The following is a 24,425-nucleotide window of genomic DNA, read 5'->3' as shown; positions in this document are numbered from 1 at the left end:
TTCTAAATATTAGTGCCATCAATGGCATTAGGAGATAAAAAATGGCTAGAGAATTTAGCCGTAGCCGCCGTGTTGCACAGCAGCTACAAAAAGAATTAGCGATGATCGTGATGCGTGAAATCAAAGCCACCGAGTTTGGCATGATCACCATCAACGAAGTAGATTTATCACGTGACTTATCGTACGCAAAAGTGTATTTCACTTTGCTTAACGACGAGCCTGAGCTGATTAAAAAAGCGGTTGAACTGCTTAACGAATCTGCACCTTATATCCGTTCTTTAATGGGTAGTAAAATGCAGTTACGTATTGTTCCAGAGCTACGTTTTTACTATGACAAGTCGTTAAGCGAAGGTATTCGCATGGCGTCAATGGTTACTAAAGCCGTACGTGAAGACAAAGAAAAAAGCAATAACGATCCTGTAGAGGACTAAGCATGGCTAGAAAACGTAAAGGCCGCGCGATTGATGGCGTGATCTTAATTGACAAGCCAACTGGTCATAGCTCAAACGATATTTTGCAAAAAGTTAAGCGGATATTCTTTGCCCAAAAAGCAGGGCACACTGGCGCGCTAGATCCTTTGGCCACCGGCATGTTACCCGTTTGTTTAGGCGAGGCGACTAAATTTTCGCAATATCTATTAGAGTCTGACAAAAGATATCGAGTTATCGCTAAACTTGGTCAGCGTACTGATACGAGCGACAGCGACGGTGAAGTGGTTCAAACTCGCGCGATTGAATTTAGTAACGACCATTTAATGGCCAAGCTTGATTCATTCCGTGGCAAGACCATGCAAGTACCATCGATGTTTTCGGCACTCAAGCATCAAGGCAAACCATTATATTGGTATGCCCGTCAGGGCATTGAAGTAGAACGCCAAGCGCGTGAAATTAATGTTTTTGAGTTGTTGTTTATTCGTCATGACAATGATGAGTTAGAGCTTGAAATCCATGTCAGCAAGGGTACGTATATTCGTACCATTATTGATGACTTGGGTGAAATGCTTGGCTGTGGCGCTCACATTACGATGTTACGTCGACTTGAAGTGGCTAATTACCCGCAAGAAAAAATGGTCACGCTTGAGCATCTTGAAGCTCTGCTAGCGCAAGCTAATAGTGAAGAAATAGCACCATCGGTTTACCTTGATCCGTTATTATTGCCAATGGATACCGCGGTGAGTGATTTTCCAGAGGCGAATATGACAGACGAAATGGCTGTCGGCGCACTGCACGGTAACCCGGTCACTATTGTTAGTTCAGGTGCTAGTTTTAGTGAAGGCACGTTAGTGCGGATGACCGTTGGTGATAGTCAACGCTTTATTGGTGTTGGTTTTGTTGATAGCCAATTGCGGGTTCAGCCAAAACGCATTGTGGTAAGCAACGACAGCGAGTAATACCAATCACATTACTGATACTTTTTACTTGTATCTTGTTAATTTGCTGGTAGTATACCGCGCTCGACATGTAGCTGAATTAGTGATCGGCTACATACTTTTTTAAATCTTATAAACATTGGAGTTTATTATGTCACTAAACGCTATTCAAACTGCTGCAATCATCGCTGATTTCGGCCGTGATGCAAACGATACTGGTTCTTCAGAAGTTCAAGTTGCTTTGTTAACTGCACAAATCAACCACCTTCAAGGCCACTTCAAAAAGCACATTCATGATCATCACTCACGTCGTGGTCTATTACGCATGGTTTCTAGCCGTCGTAAGCTTCTTGATTACCTAAAGCGTAAAGACGTTACTAAGTACCAAGAAACAATTGCTAAGCTTGGTCTACGTCGTTAATCGATGGACTAAGGACGCGTAAGCGTCAAAAAGGAGCCTTAGGGCTCCTTTTTTTTGCGTAAAATTTAACAATGCCCGCCGTGTTTTCCTCGATGCTCGTTATAAAATACCTGTTGCTAATCAAGAATTTTAGTGGCTATAATCTATTGTTGTTATTTTTATTTTACTTAGCGATTAAAAGAAAAATACTTAATAACAAAACTAACTATAAGTGTGGTTGTTAATCTTAAGTGAATGACGGATTTTTCACGATTAATGATCTCAATAAATGGATTTTATTATATAGGAGAGTTAGCGTGCAGCTAAAATCAATCCAAATGCGGATAAGTCTAATGGCCGGCGGAGCCATTCTGTTTGTCGCCGCTATTCTAGTTTTTTATTCTTTATACGCCTCGAACCAAACGCAAGTTTTTGTCAAAGACAGCACTCAAAAATTAGTCATTGCTCAAGTTAAACAAAGTGTGTTGGCAAAGACTCAATACAGCGTAGCGCAATTAGAAAATGTCATTAACGGTGGTTTTAGCAGCGCTCGCACCTTAGCTCAAAGCTTTGCGACCTTAAAAATAGCCAACGATATTAGCCAGTCGCTAACATTACGCGAGAACTTCAATAGCATCTTACGCGATAACCTCCAATCTCAAGCTGATTATTTGGGTACCTATACGTTATGGGAAGCTGGCAAGTTAGATACCTTAGACGCAAGTTATAGTGGTCAGGCTGGTTATGACGCCTCAGGTCGATTTATTCCTTATTGGAGTCGTAGTGCCTCGGGGGAATTGGTCTCTGAACCTCTCGTCGATTATGATAATCAAACGCGTGATAGTGGTGGGGTACGCGCTGGGGAATATTATTTGTGTTCTCGCGACAGTTTACAAGAATGTATTATTGATCCGTATATTTACAATGTTGGCGGTGTTGATACATTAATTACCTCATTGGTGGTGCCAATAATAATTAACGGCGAATTTCATGGTATAAGCGGTGTTGATCTTGCGATGACATTTATACAGCATTTGGCCATGGACATGAGCCAGTCAATGTACGATGGTAAAGCTGAGGTGACTATTGTTAGTGCTAACGGCACGGTGGTTGCCCATTCTGGTGGCAAAAAAATAGGTCAACATTTACGCCAGTTGTTTCCTGATACCTGGCAAACAAAGATTGAACGTTTGACAAGCTCGGCTTCGGTTGTTGATGCTGATACTGCGAGTAATCATATTGACGGTTATGCGCCGATTAAGCTGGGTAAAACAGTAACACCTTGGTCAATGATGGTCAGTATTCCAAAGTCAGTCGTACTTGCCCAAACGCTTAAATTAGAACAAGTGATGAGCGCTAGTGCTGCCCAAGACAGAATTTGGCAAGCTGTGGTCGGTATTATTGTTGCTGTGTTGGCACTAGCACTGATCTGGATTGTCTCGCAGGGCATCGTTAAGCCAATTATTAATACAGTGACTGTTCTCAATCAAGCGGCAGGCGGGGATTTAACCCCACGATTACAAGTCAACACAGTGGATGAAACCGGGGCGTTAGCCCGAGCCTGTAATATGTTATTAGACAAAACCCAGCCATTGATTAAACAAGTGGTGTTATCGTCCAATGAAATTGCTAGCAATGCCGAACAATCTTCAGTGATTGCTTCCCAAACGCGTAGTGGTGTTGATAAACAACAGCAAGAAACCGTTAATCTGGCATCGGCTGCTGATGAAATGGCATCAACCTCGCTGTCGGTGTCAGAAATTGCTGAAAATGCCGCCAAAGCAACGATTGACGCTAAACAGCAAGCCAACAAAGGGCAAGATATTATTAGTCAAACATCAAGTTCGATTAATATGTTGTCCGATGAAATTCAAGAAGCGGGCAAGGTTATTGCACAACTTGATAACGACAGTCAGAATATTCATTCGATTCTAGATGTTATTCGCGGCATCGCTGACCAAACAAACTTGCTCGCGCTTAACGCGGCGATTGAAGCGGCAAGAGCCGGCGAGCAGGGCCGTGGTTTTGCCGTGGTTGCTGACGAGGTTCGAACCTTGGCGCAACGCACCCAACAATCGACCGGTGAAATTCAAACCATGATTGAGCATATTCAAACGGGTACTTCGCGGGCGGTTCAGGTCATGGCGCAAAGCAAAGAAAAAGCCAACATGAGTATTTCACAGGCTAATCAAGCTGCGGAGTCTTTGGAGGGCATTTTAGCGGCGATAAATCATATTAGCGACCTCAATACCGAAGTGGCGAGCGCGGCGGTACAACAACATGCGGTGTCCGAAGAGTTTAGTAAGAGCTTAAGTACTATTGGCGTGGTTGCCGAGGAAACGGCCAATGGCTCAAGAGAAGCGGCGGCCAGTAGTGAAAATATGATCGACCTATCAAGTAACCTCAAGCACCTTGTGGCTCAGTTTACTGTTTAAATATCCGTTGATTTAGATTGATAAAGCGCTAACTGCCCAGTTAGCGCTTTTTTTTGTGGCGATTAAGCTGACCAACGCTAACACCAATACCACCACCAATAACAGCAACGTTGAATCATGATCCCACCTGTTTATCCGACTTTTTTATCAGTGATTATTAATTGAAATTGATTCAAATCAAACCAATAGCAATGCTTAGATAATTAACGACTTTAAGCAACTATCGCTGATCCGTCTGTTGATATAAGTCAAGGCTGGCGATTTAAATGCGCGTATTGTGTGCGACATATTGTCGCAGTTGTGAAGTTTAGCACGAGAGAATTACCGCTCAATTCATACCAATCGCCCACCAGTGGGGTCGCTTTTTAACCTTAATTACAGCGATTGGATTGACACAAAACGTTCAGATCAAGGTGTTGCCTAACCATGTTATTTTTATGTTTTCACAGCCAAAAGTTGCGCAATTTTTTTGCGTTATTATTGCTGTGCTTAATCCAATTGCCAGCCCATGCGCTTTTTGTTAGTGAGCCTAGAGATCCATTGCCACTGATTCATGAGATTTTCCCGCAGGCGACTAAGGTGTCCGACAAGACTGGCACGCCCCTTATTTGGACCGTCTTTCAAGAGCAAGATATTATTGGTTATGCGTTTGAAACCAACGATATTAAAAAAATCCCGGCCTATTCTGGTGAACCGGTCAATATGCTGGTCGCTATTAGCCCTGAAGGCATCTACTTGGGTGCTAAAGTGCTTGAGCATCACGAACCGATTATCTTAGCGGGCATTCCTGAGAAAAAATTGTGGGACTTTACCGATCAATATATCAACCTCGATGTTAAGCAGCGTTTAAAGGTTGGCGGCAACGGCCAAGACGGTGTCATTCACTTAGATGGTCTGTCCGGTGCGACAGTGACCGTAATGGTGATGAATGTCGGTATTACCAAATCGGCGACTAAGGTCGCTGTAGCCTTGGGCATTATTGAACAAGGCCAACAAATTATTCAGCCAATGTCGACGGTGTTACCAGATGTCTATCAGGCCAGTGACTGGCAAACGCTGCTGGGCGATGGCTCAATTCGCAAACTCTATTTAAACCGCGGTGCGGTTGACGAAGCCTTTGTTGGTACGCCAGCCGAAGATATTGATAAGGCGAGCATCGATAATAAAAAAGATATGTTTGCCGATATTTATTACGCCCAAGCCGATATCCCAACCATTGGTCGTAACCTGCTTGGTGACAGTGAATACCAGTGGTTAATGAAAACGCTTAAACCGAACGAGCATGCCATTGCGGTGTTCGGTAACGGTTATTCCTTTAAAGGCTCGGGTTATGTCCGTGGCGGTATTTTCGATCGCATTCAAATTTTGCAAAACAATGAAGCCTTTGCCTTTCGCGATTTAGATCATAACCGCGTGACCGATTTGATGATTGCCGGCGCGCCGCATTTTAAAGAAATGTCCTTGTTTATTGTGCGGGCTCAGCACGAGTTTAATCCTGGGGTTGATTGGCAGTTTGAATTGCTTGTTCGCCGACAAATTGGCGCGGTCGACAGTGTTTTTACCAGCTTTAAAGGGGGTTACCACGGCTTGGAACAATATATATACCGTCCACCGGTCATTATACCTGAACCTGAGCTGACACTGACCGAGCAGGTATGGCAAGACAAGCAGATGGAAGTGGTGATATTAGGCGTGTTAATGGTGTTATTGCTCGCCTCGCTATTTTTGCAAGACATTCTGGTACGCCACCCAACCTTTATGCACCATTTTCGTCATAGCTTCTTGGTGGTCACTGTCGTCTTTATTGGCTGGCAGTGGGGCGGACAACTGTCGGTGGTTAATGTCTTCACATTCTTGCATGCCTTTATGGGCGATTTTTCATGGGATTTATTTTTGCTCGACCCGGTGATCTTCATTTTGTGGGGCACCGCAGCGGTCACCATGTTGCTGTGGGGGCGCGCCGTGTATTGCGGTTGGTTATGCCCGTTTGGCGCATTGCAAGAGCTAATGAACGTGTTTGCCCGTTATATAAAAATTCCGCAATTTGAATTGCCGTGGGCGGTGCATGAACGTTTATGGGCGATTAAATATCTGATACTGCTTGCACTGTTTGGGTTGTCGCTTGACTCATTAGCCTTGGCTGAGCAATTTGCCGATATCGAACCTTTTAAAACGACTTTTCTACTGAAATTTGACCGTGAGTGGCCGTTTGTACTCTACGTCATTGTGTTACTGACCATTAATATCTTTAATCGCAAATTCTTTTGTCGCTATTTATGCCCACTAGGCGCGGCATTATCGACCAGTAACAGCGTGCGTTTGTTTAGCTGGCTTAAACGCCGCCCTGAATGTGGCAAGCCATGTAAAACATGTGCCGTTGAATGTGAAATTCAAGCGATTAATCCTGACGGTGAAATCAATATGCGTGAGTGTCATTACTGTCTCGATTGTCAGGTCACTTATTTTAATGACAAAAAATGTCCGCCACTTAAAAAACAGGTGTACAAGAAAAATAAATTCAAAGAGCGAAATATTGAAGCAGTTAATGTCGATTAACTTCGCACCAAATATCTATGTGTAATTTAGGGAGTAAGTTATGAGTAACAATGATGACAAAACAAACCACAATGAGTTAGAAAACTCAGGCCGTCGTAAGTTTTTTGGTAAAACGGCATTAGTCGCTGCGGGCGCTGTTGCAGCGCCGATGTCTGCGGCCATGTTCGCATCGATGGCCAAGGCAAAATCAGCAGAAGCAGGTAATAGCCCATTCGTTCACCCGGGTGAGTTAGATGAGTATTACGGTTTTTGGAGTGGCGGTCACTCAGGTGAAGTGCGCATTATGGGCATTCCGTCTATGCGTGAATTAATGCGTATTCCGGTATTTAATATCGACGCCGCGACGGGTTGGGGTTTAACCAACGAAAGTAAGCACATTAAGGGCGAAAGCGCCCATTTACTAGCGGGTGACTCGCATCACCCGCACATGAGCATGACCGACGGCCGTTATAACGGTAAATATGTTTTCATTAATGATAAAGCCAACTCACGTGTTGCACGTATTCGTTGTGATGTCATGAAAACAGACAAGATGATCACCGTGCCTAACGTGCAAGCTATTCACGGTTTGCGTGTTCAAAAAGCCCCGTACACTAAATACGTTGTGTGTAATGGTGAGTTTGAAATTCCAATGAACAACGACGGTAAAGAAGGCATGGAAGATGTCAGCACTTATCGTTCGCTGTATAACGTCATTGACGCTGAAAAAATGGAAGTGGTATTCCAAGTGATGGTCGATGGTAACTTGGACAATACCGACGCCGATTATGACGGCAAGTACTTTGCTTCAACGTGTTACAACTCAGAAATGGGCATGAACTTGGGTGAGATGATCACGTCTGAACGCGATCACGTCGTCGTATTTAGCCTTGCGCGTTGTGAAGCGGCGTTAAAAGCCGGTAAGTTTAAGACATACAACGGTAACAATGTTCCGGTATTAGATGGCCGTAAAGGTTCTGAATTAACGCGCTACATTCCGGTACCAAAATCTCCGCACGGTTTAAATACGTCACCCAATGGTAAATATTTTATCGCTAACGGTAAGTTATCACCAACTGTATCTATTATCGAAATTGACAAGCTCGATGACTTATTTGCCGACAAAATCAAGCCGCGCGACACCGTAATTGCCGAGCCAGAACTTGGCTTAGGGCCATTGCATACCGCGTTCGATAACAAAGGCAACGCTTACACTACCTTGTTCCTTGATAGCCAGATTGTTAAATGGAATGTCGAGGAAGCCATTGCGGCGCATAACGGCAAAAAAGTAAATTACATTCGTCAAAAACTTGATGTTCATTACCAGCCTGGCCACAACCATACGTCGCAAGGTGAGACCCGTGATGTCGATGGCAAATGGTTAGTCTCATTGTGTAAGTTTTCAAAAGACCGTTTCTTACCAGTAGGACCACTGCGCCCAGAAAACGATCAGCTGATTGATATTTCTGGCGATGAAATGATACTGGTACATGATGGCCCAACTTTTGCTGAACCGCACGATTGCATGATGGTGCATCGCAGTAAAATAAAGCCACTAAAACTATGGCCGCGTAATGACCCCTTTGCCGCTGAAACGTTCGCGCAAGCTAAAAGAGATGGCGTTGATGTTTATTCAGAAAACAAAGTTATCCGCGACGGCAAAAAAGTACGTGTTTACATGACATCGGTCGCGCCTACCTATGGCATGAACGAGTTCAAGGTCAAGCTAGGCGATGAAGTAACCATGATCGTGACCAACCTTGATCAGGTTGAAGATGTAACGCACGGTTTCTGTATGACTAACCACGGCGTGCAAATGGAAATTGGGCCACAAGCAACGGCATCAATTACCTTTATCGCGAACAGACCTGGCGTGCAATGGTATTACTGTAACTGGTTCTGTCACGCGCTGCACATGGAAATGCGTGGCCGGATGTTGGTTGAAGCGTAATTGCTGCGCTTAAACATTAAGCGTTAGGTACCAAACCAATAGCTAAACCCCACCGGTGTGGTGTTTAGCGTATTTAGTAAGATAACGCGGTAATCATGCTATTACCGCATTTTGGTTAGTAAAGGTTAAGTTTTTGAAACCTATTATATTAAAATTTGTTATTGCTGTTTTTGTGCTAATTGGCGGGCTAAGCGCTGCCATCGCTCAAACAATTGTCGTATCGCCCAGTGATAACTTACAACAACAATTAGATAGCAGCCGTGACGGCGATGTCGTCATACTCAAGGCTGGCACCTATCTCGGTAACTTTGTTCTCAACCATCAAATCACCCTAATCAGCGAAGATAGTAGTAATCGAGCGATTATCGACGCCAATGGCCAGCATCATGCTATTACCCTCACGCAAAGTGATATCACGATAAAAAATCTTAATATCATTAATTGGGGCGATGATTTAACCGCGCAAGACTCAGGCATTTATGCCGTTAAAAACGCCAATAACCTGCTTATTAGCGGTAACCATTTACGCGGTGATGGCTTTGGTATTTGGCTGCAAAAAGGCCAGCATATTCAAGTGCTCGACAATGTGGTGCAGGGTAACCCAAGCTTGCGATCATCGGATCGCGGCAATGGTATTCAACTGTCGATAGTTAAGCATGTTGAGGTCAAAAATAACCGCATATTTAATACCCGCGATGGCCTGTACATTATTTCAAGTGAGCACAATGTCATCGACGGTAATATAATCCACGACCTGCGTTATGGCGTGCATTATATGTATTCTCACAACAACAAAGTGATTAACAATATCGCCTACAAGACTCGCGCTGGTTACGCGTTAATGAGCTCTCGCAACCTCATTGTCGATGGTAATTCGACTGACGGCAGTGAAGATTATGGCTTTTTAATGAATTTTATTACCTCGTCTGTTATTAGTAATAATCAGATTAAAAATGTCTGGACCAAGCCTGAAAACAAAGTGTTAGGGCGTGATGGCAAGGGGTTGTTCGTTTATAACTCAGCGTATAACACCATTAAAGGTAACCGTATCGATACCACCGAAATTGGTATTCATTTAACGGCAGGTTCTGAACAAACCAAGGTCTATGGTAATAGTTTTATCAATAATCCGGTGCAGGTCAAATATGTGTCGAACAAAAAGCAAGAATGGAGCTTTGAAGGAAAGGGCAATTACTGGAGCAATTATTTGGGTTGGGATATCAATGGCGATGACATCGGCGATGTCGCGTTTGAGCCCAACGACGGCATTGACAAACTGACGTGGCAATATCCAGAAATGAAAATGATTATGGACAGCCCTGTGGTGATCATTTTACGCTGGGTGCAAAAGGAGTTTCCGGTGTTAAAACCCCCTGGTGTTAAAGACAGCCATCCATTGATGCGCGCCCCCACACCAGCCATTAGCACGGTTCAACACGCATCATCGCAAGCATCACCCTCATCGCAGCCATTATTGAAAAATAGTAACGAGCCCCATTTAGTCGCACAGACGAACAAGGATAGCCAACACCCATGAACACACCATTAGTTTCTTTAGCGAATGTCGATAAACATTATGACGAGGTTAACGCGTTGTCCGGCATCAATCTAAACTTGGCGCAAGGCGAAGTGCTTGGGTTGTTTGGTCATAATGGCGCAGGAAAAACCACGATGATGAAACTTATCTTAGGCATCATTTCACCAACCGCCGGCCAAGTCTCGGTGATGGGCATGGCGCCAGACAGTAAGTCAGCGTGGCACATGCGAGCCAAGATGGGTTATTTACCAGAAAACGTGATGTTTTATGAACAGTTAACTGGCCTTGAAGTATTAACGTATTTTGCGCGCCTTAAAGGACAAAATAAAAAGCACGCCAAAGCATTGCTTGAACAAGTCGGCATAGCGCATGCCATGCACCGCGCGGTAAAAACCTATTCTAAAGGCATGCGTCAACGGTTGGGTCTGGCACAAGCCTTTATTGGCGAACCTAAATTATTGCTGCTCGATGAACCAACAGTAGGGCTTGACCCTAATGCTACGAGCGATTTTTATCGCAGCGTTGACCAGTTAAAGGCCCAAGGTACCAGTGTTATCTTGTGTTCTCATGTTTTGCCCGGTGTTGAGCAGCATATTGATCGCGCGATGATTATTTCTGGCGGCAATACCCTAGCACTTGGCACGATATCGCAGTTGCGCGCCAAGGCTAATTTACCGATTAAAATTACGCCTAAAGGCTTGGTTGCAGAGCAAAGCCAGCAATGGCAACAGTATAGCGATGCCCTTGGACATTTAACGGTGCCAGAGCAGCATAAGTTGTCGGTATTACGTCAGCTATTAGCCGAGCCATCGCTGGTGGACGTGGCGGTAGAACCGGCGAACTTAGAACAGATTTATCAGTTTTATTTAGCGAAAAAGCCAGCAAATCAGCCTGATCAATCGAAGGAAGTAGCGTAATGAGACAAATAATGACGGTGGCCAGCAAAGAATTTCATGATGGCCTGCGTAACCGATGGTTAGTGTCGATCACTCTGATTTTTTCCGTATTGTCGGTCGGGCTTACTTATTTTGGCGCGGCGGCGTCGGGCTCGGTTGGCATGACATCGCTGTCAACCACAGTCGCGAGCTTAGCCAGTTTGGCGGTGTTCTTAATTCCGCTGATTGCCTTGTTATTAAGCTACGACAGTTTTGTCGGCGAGCAAGAGGGCGGCACCTTGTTATTGCTGCTGACTTATCCGCTCAGTAAAAATCAATTACTGCTTGGCAAGTTTGTCGGTCAAGGCGGCATTATAGCGCTAGCGACTACTCTGGGCTTTGGCTCATCGGCGTTGCTGCTTTATGTCAAACATGCCGATTTAGCCATTTTGCAGACCTTTGGCAGTTTTATTGTTAGCGCGACGTTGCTCGGTTTAAGTTTTACTGCCATTGCTTATCTCATTAGCTTGTCGTCGAATGAAAAATCAAAAGCGGCCGGTTTGGCCTTAATCACGTGGTTCTTCTTCGCGTTGGTTTTTGACCTTGGTTTATTGGCACTATTAGTGGGTACCGAGGCAAGTTTAAGTCAAACCATGCTGACCCAATTAATGATGCTTAATCCGGCCGATATCTTTCGCTTGGTTAACCTTGCCGGCTTAGACCCCAGTGATGTTAACGGCGCGCTGGCTATTGCGATTAAGGCTCATATGAGCCAAGGCCAACTCTTTGCGTTATTAATCAGCTGGATTGTTATTCCGCTGATGATTACTTCATTTGTATTCAAATATAAAAAAATATAAGGTTATTATTATGTTCTGTCGTCATAAATTGTTATCCACGGTCTTATTTGCCGCGATTATTGGCCTAAGTGCTTGCTCGCAAGAAACAGAACAGCAACGGATGTTGCATCAGGCCGTTGCTATCGAAACGTCTGATGAATGTCATCTGTGTGGTATGCTTATCAGCAACTTTGCCGGCCCCAAAGGTGAATTGTTTCGCAAAGGCATTACCCAAGCCGATGGCAATGTGGTGAAAAAGTTCTGCTCGACCCGTGACCTGCTTAGTTATTATCTTGACCCTGAAAATAAACGCAATGTCACCTCAATTTTAGTGCACGACATGAGCAAGATGCCGTGGGGCAGCTTAAACGATCAGCACTTTATTGATGCACGCACGGCTTGGTTTGTGATTAATTCATCGAAAAAAGGCGCGATGGGCAAAACTCTGGCCAGCTTCTCGCGCAAACAAGATGCACAGGCGTTCGCGGTAGAGTTTGGTGGCGAAACGTTAGATTTTAACGCCATTAATTTACAGTCGCTTTAAGCGAATCCAATCAAGAGTCTTTGCCAGTGATGAGCTCTGATAAAATAGGTATAAATGGCGTTTTTCAATAAAAACTCCCATTAAATAGGCAAAGCAGTTGACTTGATGGTGAACGAGTTGAGTAATTTTAACCTTTCATCAATCGTGTCTTTTAAATCAGTAGTTCTAGCCGTATACTGTGCTCTGAAAATTCAAAGACGACTAAAAGATAAAGGAAATTCAATCAGTGAATCCTACAATTAAAACATTTAAGTATGGTCAACATAATGTGACCATTGAAACTGGCGCAATTGCCCGTCAAGCTGACGGCGCAGTACTTGTAAACATGGACGACACAGTAGTAATGGTTACTTGTGTAGCGAAAAAGAAAGCGATCCCTGGTCGTGATTTTTTCCCGCTAACAGTTAACTATCAAGAGCGTACTTACGCTGCTGGTAAAATCCCTGGTGGTTTCTTCAAGCGTGAAGGGCGTCCTAGTGAAAATGAGACCCTGATTTGTCGTCTTATTGACCGTCCAATTCGTCCTCTATTCCCAGCTGGTTTCTTAAACGAAGTGCAAATTATTGCCACTGTTGTTTCAGTAAACCCTGAAGTAAACCCTGATGTTGTAGCTATGATCGGTACTTCTGCGGCTATCTCACTTGCTGGTGTACCATTTAATGGTCCTATCGGTTGTGCTCGTGTTGGTTACATCGATGGTCAATACGTACTTAACCCAACTAAAACAGAACTAGCAACAAGCAAGCTAGATCTTGTGGTTGCTGGTACTGAAAATGCAGTATTAATGGTTGAGTCAGAAGCTGACATTCTTAGCGAAGACGTAATGCTAGGCGCGGTTACTTTTGGTCACGAACAACAGCAAGTTGTTATCCAAGCTATCAAAGAACTTAAAGCCGAAGCGGGCAAGCCAGCTTGGAATTGGTCACCGGCAGAAGTTGACGCTACATTAGTGGCTAAAATCACTGAGCTAAGTGAAGCGCGTTTCGTTGAAGCTTATCAAATCACCGATAAGATGGCACGTAAAGACGCAATCGACGTAATCACTAGCGATGTTACTGCTGCACTAGTAGCAGACGATGCTGATGTGAATACTAAGCTTGTTTCTGAAATTGCTCACGATGTTGAAAAAGAAGTGGTACGTTCACGTATCCTTGCAGGTCAGCCACGTATCGATGGCCGTGATCCTGAAATGATCCGTGCTCTTGACGTAATGACAGGCGTATTACCACGTACTCACGGTTCTGCTGTGTTTACTCGTGGTGAAACTCAAGCATTAGTGACTGCAACTCTTGGTACTGAACGTGACGCACAGCGCATTGATTCAATCATGGGCGAAATCTCTGATACTTTCATGATGCACTATAACTTCCCACCTTCATGTGTTGGTGAGACTGGTATGGTTGGCTCACCTAAGCGTCGTGAAATTGGTCACGGTCGTCTTGCTAAGCGTGGCGTATTGGCTATTATGCCAACGATTGAAGAATTCCCGTATTCAATCCGTGTTGTATCTGAAATTACAGAATCTAACGGTTCAAGCTCAATGGCTTCTGTGTGTGGTACTTCACTAGCGCTTATGGATGCTGGTGTTCCAATCAAAGCATCTGTTGCTGGTATCGCGATGGGTCTAGTTAAGAAAGGCGAAGAGTTCGTTGTTCTTTCTGACATCTTAGGCGATGAAGATCACCTAGGTGACATGGACTTTAAAGTTGCTGGTTCAACTAATGGTATTACTGCATTGCAGATGGATATCAAAATTGAAGGCATCACACGCAACATCATGGAAATTGCACTGAATCAAGCAAAAGCTGCTCGTATTCATATCTTAAGTGTAATGGACGAAGCAATCTCTGTTGCTCGTGATGACGTTTCTGAGTTCGCTCCTCGTATCACTACGATCAAAGTTGCTCAAGACAAAATTCGCGACATCATCGGTAAAGGCGGCGCTACAATTCGTGCCCTTACTGAAGAGACTGGTTGTGTAATCGAAATCGCAGACGATGGTACGGTTAAAATCGCTTCTACTGATAACGATAAAGCACAACATGCCGTTGAGCGTATTCTAGCGATTACTGCTGAAGTTGAAGTGGGTAAAATCTACCACGGTGCGGTTAAGCGTATCGTTGACTTTGGTGCATTCGTTGAAGTGCTACCTGGTAAAGATGGTCTAGTTCATATCTCTCAAATCGCTGAAGAGCGTGTTGAGAAAGTTACCGACTACCTTAAAGAAGGTCAGATGGTTGACATTAAAGTACTAGAAATTGACCGTCAAGGCCGTGTTCGTTTAAGCATTAAAGATGCTAAGCCAGCCGCTGAAGCGCCAAAATCTGAAGATTAATTTTTCTCGTTAATCTTGTTGTATCAAGCCTGCATTATGCAGGCTTTTTTTATGCGAGAATTATTATTTTTAGCGCTAATTACGATCCAAAATTAAGGGATTTTAGCTATACTTTATTTAGCATAGTTTTGGTTTTAGGCTTAGACTGATATGAAGGCTAACGTTTGATAGTTATAGCCTAAAAGAAAACGCTGTGGCATTATTACTAACAATATTATTACGGGATATTATCAATGTTTAAGCTTGAACTTGAACGCAGTCTGTTTGGCGCGATATTATTATTGCTGTTAGCTGGGTGTCAAACGACGAATAATTCACGGCAAGATCCTCAAGTGGATTTGGGGAGATTAGTTATTGCAGAGCCACTGGCGGTCAGTTTGCAAAGTGAGATCCGGTTAGCTCGGTTCAGTGAACTACTATATCACCCAGAATTAACACCTCGACAGCGTGCTCAGACTTTTTTTGAGCGAGGGGTTTTATTTGACAGTTTTGGCTTGGTTAATTTAGCCCGAATAGATTTTAATCGCGCCTTGCGTATTAATCCAAAAATGCCTGATGTTTATAATTTTTTAGGTATTCATTTAACCATGGCCGGGCAGTTTACTAGAGCGTATGAAGCCTTTGACGCCACGCTTGAATTAGCACCTAAACATCAGTATGTGTATTTAAATCGTGGTATAGCGTTGTATTATGGTGGTTTGACCAAATTGGCGGTTGAAGATCTAGTGACCTTTCATCAACTTGATTTAAGCGATCCGTATCGCGTGATCTGGCGTTATATTGCTGAACAACGGCTTGATAAAACCATGGCACTAAAAAACCTTAAGCGTCACCAAAAACAAATTGACAACGAAAGCTGGGCCAAACAAATTGGTGAACTGTTTTTAATGAATTTGTCACAAGCCCAGTTTGTCGCCGGATTAACCAAAAATATTGAAACACCAAAACAACTTGCAGAGCGGTTATGTGAAGCGTATTTTTATCTCGGAGTATACGCCAGCATTTATCAGCAGCCTGAGCGCGCGATTAACTATTTCAAATTATCATTGGCAACCAATGTTTTTGAATTTGTTGAGCACAGATACGCACGGCGAGAGCTATTGGAAAATCGCTTTGTGATCCATCAACAAAAATTACAAAAACAAGCACTTAAAAAATCAGCAGCCAAAACACAATAATTTAATTTATAGGCAAGGAGGATATGTTGGACTCACTTTATCTTAATCAATTTTTATTGTTAGCAGGGGCGCATTTATTAGCTGTTATCAGCCCAGGGCCCGATTTTGCGGTGGTAATTAAGCAAAGTATCAGTAGCGGTAAGCGCCATGCCATATACACCAGTTTGGGTATTGGCAGCGCTATCCTTATTCACGTGCTCTATAGTGCCCTGGGTATCGGCTTAATCATTTCGCAATCGGTTGCTTTATTTAGTGCATTAAAGTACCTATGTGCTGGTTATTTAATTTATTTGGGTATTAGTGCTTTTAGAGCACCACCTCCAGCTAAGTTAGATCTCGCTAGTAGCACTAACAAAACCGCGCAAAGTGTTAATAAGTCATTTATGTTGGGTTTTTTGACTAATGTGCTTAATCCGAAAGCGACCTTGTTTTTCTTATCAATATTTTCGGTAATAGTCGATGCAAATACCCCATTGATATGGTTGGTTTTTTACGCGGTATATTTATCGATAGCAACGGCACTATGGTTTTGCATGGTATCGTTTATTTTTAGTAAAGAAGCAGTGCGGACCAAATTTGTTCAACTAGGTCAATATTTTAACCGTACCATGGGTACCGTATTAGTGCTGTTGGGCATTAAAGTAGCGATTGCCGAACTCTAATTTATCGCTAATTACACAACTCAAATTTCAGGAGTTACAATTATGGCTTTAACACCTTTTCATTTAGCGATTCAAGTGCGTGATATAACCGAAGCTCGCGAATTTTATGGTGTTAAGCTCGGCTTTGAAGAAGGCCGAAGCAGCGATGACTGGATTGATTTTAATATGTTTGGCCATCAACTGGTGGTTCATGTCAATCGTGCATTAGGCAAAACAGGCCAAGTCGCGACTATTTGTAATGGTGTCGATGGTCATGGTGTACCAGTACCTCACTTTGGGGTCGTTATGGACTATGCAACATGGCAAGCATTTGCTGTTACCGCTAAAAAAATTATTGAGCAATTTGTGATTGAACCTTATGTACGCTTCGAAGGCGAGGTCGGAGAGCAGGGCACAATGTTTTTTTGCGATCCCTCAGGCAACGCACTAGAATTCAAAGGTTTTAAAGATATTGAGCAAGAGTTATTTGCAAAATAGCCGACAATATACCCATGTTGGTTAATCTTAAAGCAAACGATAATTAATTTATAAAGCATGCTTTACAATCGGTACATAAGTCCCTATTATTCGCTTCGACTTCAGTGGAGAGATGGCAGAGTGGTCGAATGCACCGGTCTTGAAAACCGGCATGGGTTTATAGCCCATCTAGGGTTCAAATCCCTATCTCTCCGCCACATTTAGAAAAGCCCGTTGATATTAATTTATCAACGGGCTTTTTGCTGTTTGGGTGTCTATCAAGACTGCGGGTTAATAGCACAGCTCCTAAGTTAGGGTTCAAATCCGCTCTTTATCTGGCACCGCCACATTTAGAAAGGCCGCTTATTCGAAAGAATAAGCGGCTTTTTGCTTTTTAGAGATTAAACTTTCGATTAATAACACTAATTTTAAAGCAGGGTTGAAATCCACTCTTTATCTGGCACCGCGACATTTAGAAGAGCCCGTTAAATTGAAAGATTTAACGGGCTTTTTGCTGTTTGGAGATTAATTTATCAATAGGACGAAAAAATTATTGATTTTCAATTGTATTTTTATGTGTGTCCCATCTTTTTCTAGAACATGAATTCGGGTCTTCCTAAACTCTTAGAAGCGGCTACGCGGGTATAATTTTGTTCAAGCACCAAGTTAATTGCATCAAGCTTGAATTCTTTCGAGTGTTTTTTCTCCTGTTCAGAGAGTATCTCTTAACAGGGTTGGTCGAGTCCATTAAACCATGCCAATGCCTAGTGTCGAACAATTAACTGATTACAAGGCAACAGGAGAGGCAGATGAGACGATTAAAATTAATGTCACTTCGGGTATATTCAATCGTTTCAAGGTGGTCAAAAAGGTCATCGGTATTGTATCGTTTAGGAATTTTCTTGATCAGATCTGAGAATCACAAATAAGCTCAATAAAATTTAAATTATTCAATCTATGATCCTGCCCTGATTAATCGATAAATAAGTGAAAATAATGATGTGAATAATGTCCTTTCGTAGGTAGAATCGCGTAAATCATGTCAACAGTCATTTTTAAGTTGTCTAGCAAAAGGTAATAGTAAGTTTATGGATTTTTTTGAACAGTTAGGTGTAAGTAGAGTATCGACGACCATCGAGATTAAAAAAGCCTATCGAAAACTCGCTAATAAGTATCACCCCGATAGAAATGACAGTAAGGATGCCATAGAAAAATTTCAACTAATTCAACAGGCTTATGATGTTATTTCTGATCCGAAAAAGCGCTCTTTATATTTAAAAAGTAACTATACCTTAATAACTGATCCCCGAGAAGTTGCTGATTCTTTTTGGCATAGCGCTTTGAATTAGTGCTTTGAATTAGCGCTTTTAACGAGGCTTTGCCTGACACTATCAATTAGACCTTTCCTTAGGCCCTCCATTTGGAAACAATGAATGCAACATGCAACAAACTTACCTGATTATTTAACCAGTGATTTCTCTATGTATTTAGAGAATATGACCTCATTAGATGAACCTGAAAACCCTGATTTATTATCAAATTATTTATCTAATTTATTCGAACAATTAAAGCAAATGCCTTTATTATTTAATGGCATGGTTGATCAATTAGCAATGGCTATATCAACCAAAATAAGAATCGATAGCAAAAACTTGGCAAAAATCGAGCTGACAGAAGAACCTAGTTGGGCCGAGATCAAACCTTTTGTGGGAGTGCATGCAGATGCTAGAGGCTGTATTACTGAAATAATGACTCACACAGAACGGGAATTTAAAATAGCCATTTTGCTCATTCATTTTTATAACGGCTATGATGCTACACCTTTAAAAGCTATAGAAGATGAACATGATCAGTTCGATGATTATGAATCTCATGACTATGATGAGAACTACTAGATTTTATAAACTCTGGATTTACTCATTAATCAATCTAATTATTAAAAGTATAAGTTTTAAGGAATCACCTTGACAAAAAACGCATTAATTCTTGCTAGCAATATTATTGAACAAGCACAGCATAGCGGTAGACGCGCGGGTACCTCATTAGAGGCAATTGCCTCTGAACAAGGTGATGAGACGATGCTTGCTGTGTTAACAGAAATGGATATTTTAACCGTCGCTAAAATTGTTCGAGAACACGACGCCACCATTCCTTCAATAGCCACATGGCTAATGGACGCGGATTCAATTAAGCAGTTGTTAAATGTTGAACCGTCATATTGGCAAAATATGGATGAAGATCAGGTGTTTTGTGCGCAATCTGAAGCACACAGTTTATTAACACAAATTTTTCTCTCTTATGATGATGAAGAAAAACAATTAGAAGTATTAAAAGCCATTGTTGAAGACGATTTTGGTCTTTTATATTTATCTTTGCCGTTTGTTGGTCACGATTTTTCGGAATTAGAAGAAAATGAAGATGAAGAACAAATATCTGGCAGCATTGAAGAGTTGTTAATTAAAATCAAAACGTTAAGCGAAGAAGCTTATCGTGAAGTGATGGCGGTTAGTACTAATGGCACACTGGATAACATTGAAAGTGCGTTAAAACAAAATGCCAATAAACAACGAGTGACCGCTGTTGAAATGGATACCGACGATATGTTTGCGCCACTTTAGTTTACAAAGACCAGCCCATATTTATATAACCGATATGAACAGCTTTAATTGATTGGGATTCATCAATGAAAATTGCAAAGTTAAGAAATCATCCGTTTTTACTTTTGATCTTAAAAGATGGAGAAAGTGATGGCTTTTTTTCGCCAGAATTTATTCATAAAACGAAACAACAATTATCAGATATGTCTTTGAGGATAGCCTCTGACAACCTATCAATAATTTACGCTGATCAGATAAGAAAAGGGTGTGAAATTGTACTTGGACTGTGCAACTTAGGTTTATTAAATCTTTGCGATAACGATACAGAGAAAGCAAAAAACATTCTAAAAAATGAAGGTATCGTTTATTGCTTTAGAGCAGGTTGGGCGAAATATACTCAATTAAAGAAAATATCACCCTCATACTTTAATAGCATTTCTATTAGTAGTTATGCTTTAGCAATTAATGACACTTCTGATATAAAGCTTATGCATGCTTCATTAATGAGTGAAGGCTATCAAAGTGCGATGCTTTTGCAAAGTTATAAAAGTATTGCCGCGAACTATTGTGCAAACACCCTGCTTATTGATGATGATGAAGAAGTGTTGAGTTTTGAATTGCAAAAATTTCTTAATACTGCAATTGCATTGCTTCTCATTGATTGTGACAAAAAGATATTTACAAATGTTCTATATCAGCAGTTGACCACTTACCTGACTAATACAAAGAAAGACCACCTGCTTGCTAAGGTAGAAATCTGTATTGCGAACTTCACCAAACAACTACCGCTATTTACTAGAGAGTACCTGCAAGACGTAGGTTTATTAGATTTCAATGAGTTAAAGGTAATTATTAATCAACAAGTTGATATTTCTATTTTTATCCCAGAAATATTAGAACTTCCTATAACCGTTGCCAATGAGTTGAATGATGATTTTGAGGGTGGCTACGACTTTCATGATGATGATCTGAATGATATGGCTTATTTAAAACCTGACACTCCATAAGATAGGAAGTCTAGTCTGTGCAAGGGCATTGTCATACATACCCATAATCAATGGTCACGGGTATAGCACTCTTAATGCTCGGCTAACCCAGTGAAGCAATATTCTATTTTCTAATAGTATTTTTACTTTTTTGTGTTTTCCTTATTGATGCCTATCTTTTGAATCAGAATCAATGTGTCGGTATGTTGTTGCCATAGATGAATGACCTGCATCGTCTCCAAGGCCATCATTTTTCATGTTTTGATAATAATTATCAAAACATGTTTGAACAATCCTTCTAATGTTCCTAGTACTTGTTATTGGCCCTTTTCCTTTATTTTTGATGATTAGGGGAGTCTTTTCTAAAGTCTCCATGACCGGGGTTGGGCGTTCATCAGAGACTAATCTAATCAACTCGCATATCGCTAGTGCTCAGATAGAGACTGATTGCCTTATAGATAGCGATGACTTTTATGTGTTTAGTCAATAGCGTCATTGCTAATGCGCCAAAAGCAGAAGACAAGTTAGAAGCTAAGTATGAGATTGGTAAAGCATGCAATAAAGCCAGAGAGATCCTTTGTAGCGATGAAGCTTTTCTTGATTGGGTATGGTCAAACGTTATCGCTGAATGTTCAGCTGATATTGAAGAGGTGACGCCTAATACGTTAATTTCTTGGCGTTGCGTATTCCGGCGAACGTGAACACTGATTCCGGTTCATCGTGAACACCTAATCATTCAATGCATTGCCCGACCTCTTTTTTAACTTAAGTGTTCACCATGGGTCAAGTTGTTTAGTATTTTTCGCATCGATTCTCCCCGTAGTTTTATCCGATGAGAGTTATGCATTATTCGATCTAATATGGCATCTGCTAACGTGTTATCTCCTATCGTTTCATACCATTGTTCGGTGGGTAATTGGCTGATAATGATAACCGAGGCACATCCGTGACGGTCATCCATTATTTCCATCAGATCATTACGTTGGGCTGTGTTTAGTGGCTCTAGCCCCCAATCATCTAATATCAGCAGATCAGTTTTTGCTAGCATCTTAAGCACCTTCTGATACGTGCCGTCTGCTTTAGATTGTGCTAATTCAAGCATCAAGCGAGATATTCGGTAGTATCGTGTGCTAAAGCCCTTTAAGCAGGCCGTGTGGCCAAAGGCGCAGGCGATATAAGTTTTACCCGTGCCACAAGGTCCCGTTAGCAGTAGATTTTGCGCTTTGGTAAGCCAGTCACATTGTGCCAGAGAAGCCACTTGAGATTGCTGCAAGCCTCTCGGGTGCTGGTAGTCTATGTCTCTAAGGTTTGCGCCTAGCTTGAACTTTGCACTGCGGATCAGACGTTGTTGTTTTCGGTTATCGCGCTCTAACTTTTCGCTGTCGACGAGCAAATGTAATCGCTCGTTAAAAGATAGGCCCTCATAGGTTCCTGGCTGTTCTGATTGAGTTTGTAGCGCCATCGCCATGCCGCTAAGTTTCAGCTGGCGAAGCTGTGATAATGTCTGGTCGATCATCTTTACTCTCCTTAATGGAAGCTTTTAGGGCCGCGGATATTTTCATGGAATTGTGGAAGTGTTGAGTCAACACATTGCTTATCTCGTGGTAATTTGTCTTGGTTACTCAGTAAGATCGATTTGATGTTCTTCAATTTAACGAGTGATTGTTCATTCGCGATGGCACAAGCGGCATTGAGCCGGCTTGTTGGATAGGATTTGGTTAAGTTCAGCAGCCCTAAGCACACACGGTAGGCGAGTTCTGGATGAGGCTTTCTGTCGAGCTGATCGGCAACCCAGATTAATGTATCTGGACCAATATCTTTCGCCCAGTTCTTTAGCCTGCCGGGGCTCCATTGCAGATGTTTGGCGTGTTTTGTCGGCATATGCCCAGGTTCGGTGGTCGTGCCTGGATAATGCTTTCTAACGTGGGTCGCCAGCAGGTGTGTTTTGAAGTAAATCTGTATTAACTTATCACTGGCATGACACTCAATTTTCTCGCCAACTAGATGATGCGGCACCGAGTATAGATGCTGATCGTATTGGATGTGATAATCGATGTTGACCTTGGCCATTTTAATATCGACGTACTGATAGGGATTTACAGGCAGTGCTTTTAATAAGGGTTGATCGAGTTGCTTGAACCACTGCTGCCGATTACCGGGTAACTGCTTAAATGGCTTTGAGTTAACCTCGGTGAGTAACGACGCGATGCACCTATTAAGCTCCGCTAGCGAGAAGAAGGTGTGGTGACGCAACCGAGCTAATATCCAACGTTCAATGATTTGAACGCCGACTTCAGCTTTGGATTTATCCTTGGGCTTGTAGGGTCTAGCAGGCACAACAGCAACACTGTAGTGCTCAGCAAGTTGCTGATAACTTGGGTTTAACTCAGGCTCATAACGACAAGATCGGCTAACGGCACTGCGAAGGTTGTCAGGAACCACCATGATAGGCGTGCCGCCTAAAAACTCAAAGGTGCGGACATGACTGGCCAACCAATCCGGTAGACTCTGGCTCCATGTAGCCTCGGCATAGGTATAATTTGAGGCACCAAGCACGGCAACAAAGATCTGAGCAAACCGGATTTCACCCGTTGATGGCGACACCACTGGCATCGTTTGACCAGCATAATCGACGAATAACTTGTCGCCTGCTTTATGTGTCTGGCGCATCGAGCGCTTTTTCTTCTTAGCCCAACTGAGGTAGCGATCGCAGAACTGTGAGTAGCTTAAACAACGATTTGGATACTGCTGACAGTATTCTTCCCAGAGCAATCGCTTAGTCATCCCTTTCCCTTTTAGCTCCTGGCTCAACGTGGGCCAGTCGGGTATCTGAAAACGCTTGGATGCTCGAGTATCAGCTTTGGGATAAAAGAGCCGAGCTAACTCGGTGTCGTCTAGTTCTTTAGGTAACGGCCAAGAAAGGCTTAGCTGGCTAGCCTTGGTGAGTAATTTTTGGATGGCACCAACACTAACTTTTGTACTGGCATTGATTTGGCGAACACTGAGTTGTGCATCTAAACGCAGCCTTAAAACATCTCTGATTTTACGCATTGTGATCCTCTTTGTAGCCATAACCCTTCCTTAATCGTTAAAAGGGTAAATATGGCATTGAAAGATATTAATAATCAATGCATTGAAATGATTCCGGTTCATGGTGAACACTGATTCCGGAAATTAGGGTAAAAGTGTTCACGATAAAACCAGAATCACTGTTCACGATAAACCAGAATGGGTGTTCACGATGCGCCGGATTGGGTGTTCATGTTAGGCCGGAATATGCAGGCGTATGCTGGCTAAATTTGACACATTAGAGCAATGTGAAATAGTTGGTTTTACGCATATTTCTAAGTTACTGCTCGATAAAAATGCAGCCATGAAAGCACAAGTGTTAGAGATTATTGCCAATAACGACCCAGAAACGGCTAAGAAATTAATCAAGAAGGTACTTAAACCGACTATTGATTTCACGCCAATTGTTGCTGACACAAAGAGTCTTGCTGATACCGTTGAAAAAGCTGATAAGTTATCAAAAGATGCACTAGTGGCTTTAGTTAAAGCAATGCATCAACAAATGACTAAGTAATAAATAACGCGTTAATGAATTAGTTAGATTTTTACCCACGCTTGTTGTTAGTAACTGACAACAGTAACTAAAGCCCGGCATTTACTGCTGGGTTTATATTTTAGCGGGTAATTGGCTTAGTTACGGTTTGAGATGGGCGCTAA

The 24,425-nt window shown here is 42.4% G+C and carries 20 protein-coding genes, 1 tRNA gene and 2 pseudogenes; 21 read left to right on the top strand and 2 right to left on the bottom strand.

Going from position 1 to position 24,425, the window contains the following annotated elements; translation table 11 throughout:
- Positions 1–41: 41 nt before the first annotated feature.
- The 20 genes and pseudogenes from rbfA (at position 42) to HRU23_02205 (ending at position 21,379) form a co-directional block, all read left to right on the top strand.
- On the top strand, positions 42–431 hold the full coding sequence (gene rbfA / locus HRU23_02300) for a 30S ribosome-binding factor RbfA (GenBank protein NRA52951.1): 390 nt from the start codon (positions 42–44) through the stop codon (positions 429–431).
- A gap of 2 nt (positions 432–433) precedes the next feature.
- On the top strand, positions 434–1,390 hold the full coding sequence (gene truB, locus HRU23_02295) for a tRNA pseudouridine(55) synthase TruB (protein NRA52950.1): 957 nt from the start codon (positions 434–436) through the stop codon (positions 1,388–1,390).
- Positions 1,391–1,520: 130 nt separating this feature from the next.
- Positions 1,521–1,790: a 30S ribosomal protein S15 gene (gene rpsO / locus HRU23_02290; protein NRA52949.1), complete on the top strand. Its 270-nt coding sequence runs from the start codon at positions 1,521–1,523 to the stop codon at positions 1,788–1,790.
- A gap of 296 nt (positions 1,791–2,086) precedes the next feature.
- Positions 2,087–4,204, top strand: coding sequence for a methyl-accepting chemotaxis protein (locus tag HRU23_02285; protein NRA52948.1), 2,118 nt, complete (start codon positions 2,087–2,089; stop codon positions 4,202–4,204).
- Between the two features lie 426 nt (positions 4,205–4,630).
- Complete coding sequence (locus HRU23_02280) at positions 4,631–6,760, top strand: regulatory protein NosR (GenBank protein ID NRA52947.1); 2,130 nt, start codon at positions 4,631–4,633, stop codon at positions 6,758–6,760.
- A gap of 40 nt (positions 6,761–6,800) precedes the next feature.
- A complete protein-coding gene (locus HRU23_02275; protein NRA52946.1) occupies positions 6,801–8,690 on the top strand; it encodes a nitrous-oxide reductase in 1,890 nt (629 codons plus the stop codon).
- A gap of 145 nt (positions 8,691–8,835) precedes the next feature.
- On the top strand, positions 8,836–10,227 hold the full coding sequence (locus HRU23_02270) for a nitrous oxide reductase family maturation protein NosD (protein ID NRA52945.1): 1,392 nt from the start codon (positions 8,836–8,838) through the stop codon (positions 10,225–10,227).
- Positions 10,224–11,144, top strand: a complete 921-nt coding sequence (locus HRU23_02265) for an ABC transporter ATP-binding protein (GenBank protein NRA52944.1) — start codon at positions 10,224–10,226, stop codon at positions 11,142–11,144. The genes HRU23_02270 and HRU23_02265 overlap by 4 nt, the downstream gene beginning before the upstream one ends.
- On the top strand, positions 11,144–11,962 hold the full coding sequence (locus HRU23_02260; GenBank protein NRA52943.1) for an ABC transporter permease subunit: 819 nt from the start codon (positions 11,144–11,146) through the stop codon (positions 11,960–11,962). Before HRU23_02265 ends, HRU23_02260 begins: the two co-directional genes overlap by 1 nt.
- Positions 11,963–11,972: 10 nt before the next feature.
- Entirely contained in the window at positions 11,973–12,485 is a 513-nt protein-coding gene (locus HRU23_02255) for a nitrous oxide reductase accessory protein NosL (protein ID NRA52942.1), read from the top strand.
- Between the two features lie 226 nt (positions 12,486–12,711).
- Positions 12,712–14,820 carry a polyribonucleotide nucleotidyltransferase gene (gene pnp, locus HRU23_02250; protein ID NRA52941.1) on the top strand — a complete coding sequence of 703 codons (2,109 nt, stop codon included), beginning with the start codon at positions 12,712–12,714 and terminating at the stop codon, positions 14,818–14,820.
- A 233-nt stretch (positions 14,821–15,053) separates the two neighbouring features.
- Entirely contained in the window at positions 15,054–15,998 is a 945-nt protein-coding gene (gene nlpI, locus HRU23_02245; protein ID NRA52940.1) for a lipoprotein NlpI, read from the top strand.
- A 23-nt stretch (positions 15,999–16,021) separates the two neighbouring features.
- Positions 16,022–16,660 (top strand): LysE family transporter, encoded by a 639-nt coding sequence (locus tag HRU23_02240; GenBank protein NRA52939.1) that lies wholly within the window; start codon positions 16,022–16,024, stop codon positions 16,658–16,660.
- A gap of 42 nt (positions 16,661–16,702) precedes the next feature.
- Positions 16,703–17,137, top strand: a complete 435-nt coding sequence (locus HRU23_02235; GenBank protein ID NRA52938.1) for a glyoxalase — start codon at positions 16,703–16,705, stop codon at positions 17,135–17,137.
- A gap of 106 nt (positions 17,138–17,243) precedes the next feature.
- Positions 17,244–17,334, top strand: a tRNA-Ser gene (locus HRU23_02230).
- Between the two features lie 870 nt (positions 17,335–18,204).
- Positions 18,205–18,465, top strand: coding sequence for a DnaJ domain-containing protein (locus HRU23_02225; GenBank protein NRA52937.1), 261 nt, complete (start codon positions 18,205–18,207; stop codon positions 18,463–18,465).
- A gap of 84 nt (positions 18,466–18,549) precedes the next feature.
- Positions 18,550–19,011 (top strand): hypothetical protein, encoded by a 462-nt coding sequence (locus tag HRU23_02220; protein NRA52936.1) that lies wholly within the window; start codon positions 18,550–18,552, stop codon positions 19,009–19,011.
- Between the two features lie 69 nt (positions 19,012–19,080).
- Positions 19,081–19,734 carry a hypothetical protein gene (locus tag HRU23_02215; GenBank protein ID NRA52935.1) on the top strand — a complete coding sequence of 218 codons (654 nt, stop codon included), beginning with the start codon at positions 19,081–19,083 and terminating at the stop codon, positions 19,732–19,734.
- Between the two features lie 65 nt (positions 19,735–19,799).
- Entirely contained in the window at positions 19,800–20,720 is a 921-nt protein-coding gene (locus HRU23_02210) for a hypothetical protein (protein NRA52934.1), read from the top strand.
- Positions 20,721–21,196: 476 nt separating this feature from the next.
- A pseudogene (locus HRU23_02205) lies at positions 21,197–21,379 on the top strand (hypothetical protein).
- A gap of 80 nt (positions 21,380–21,459) precedes the next feature.
- Here the strand turns inward: HRU23_02205 and HRU23_02200 are convergent.
- Entirely contained in the window at positions 21,460–22,215 is a 756-nt protein-coding gene (locus HRU23_02200; GenBank protein ID NRA52933.1) for an ATP-binding protein, read from the bottom strand.
- Between the two features lie 11 nt (positions 22,216–22,226).
- Entirely contained in the window at positions 22,227–23,771 is a 1,545-nt protein-coding gene (locus HRU23_02195; protein NRA52932.1) for an IS21 family transposase, read from the bottom strand.
- A gap of 211 nt (positions 23,772–23,982) precedes the next feature.
- Here HRU23_02195 and HRU23_02190 point away from each other — a divergent pair.
- Positions 23,983–24,282 (top strand): annotated as a pseudogene (locus HRU23_02190) (hypothetical protein).
- The last annotated feature ends 143 nt before the right edge of the window (positions 24,283–24,425 follow it).

It is taken from the genome of Gammaproteobacteria bacterium (assembly GCA_013214945.1).
Lineage (GTDB): Bacteria > Pseudomonadota > Gammaproteobacteria > Enterobacterales > Psychrobiaceae > Psychrobium.
The sequence above is the reverse complement of the archived record's forward strand: the minus strand, read 5'-3'. Positions and strand labels throughout refer to the sequence as shown.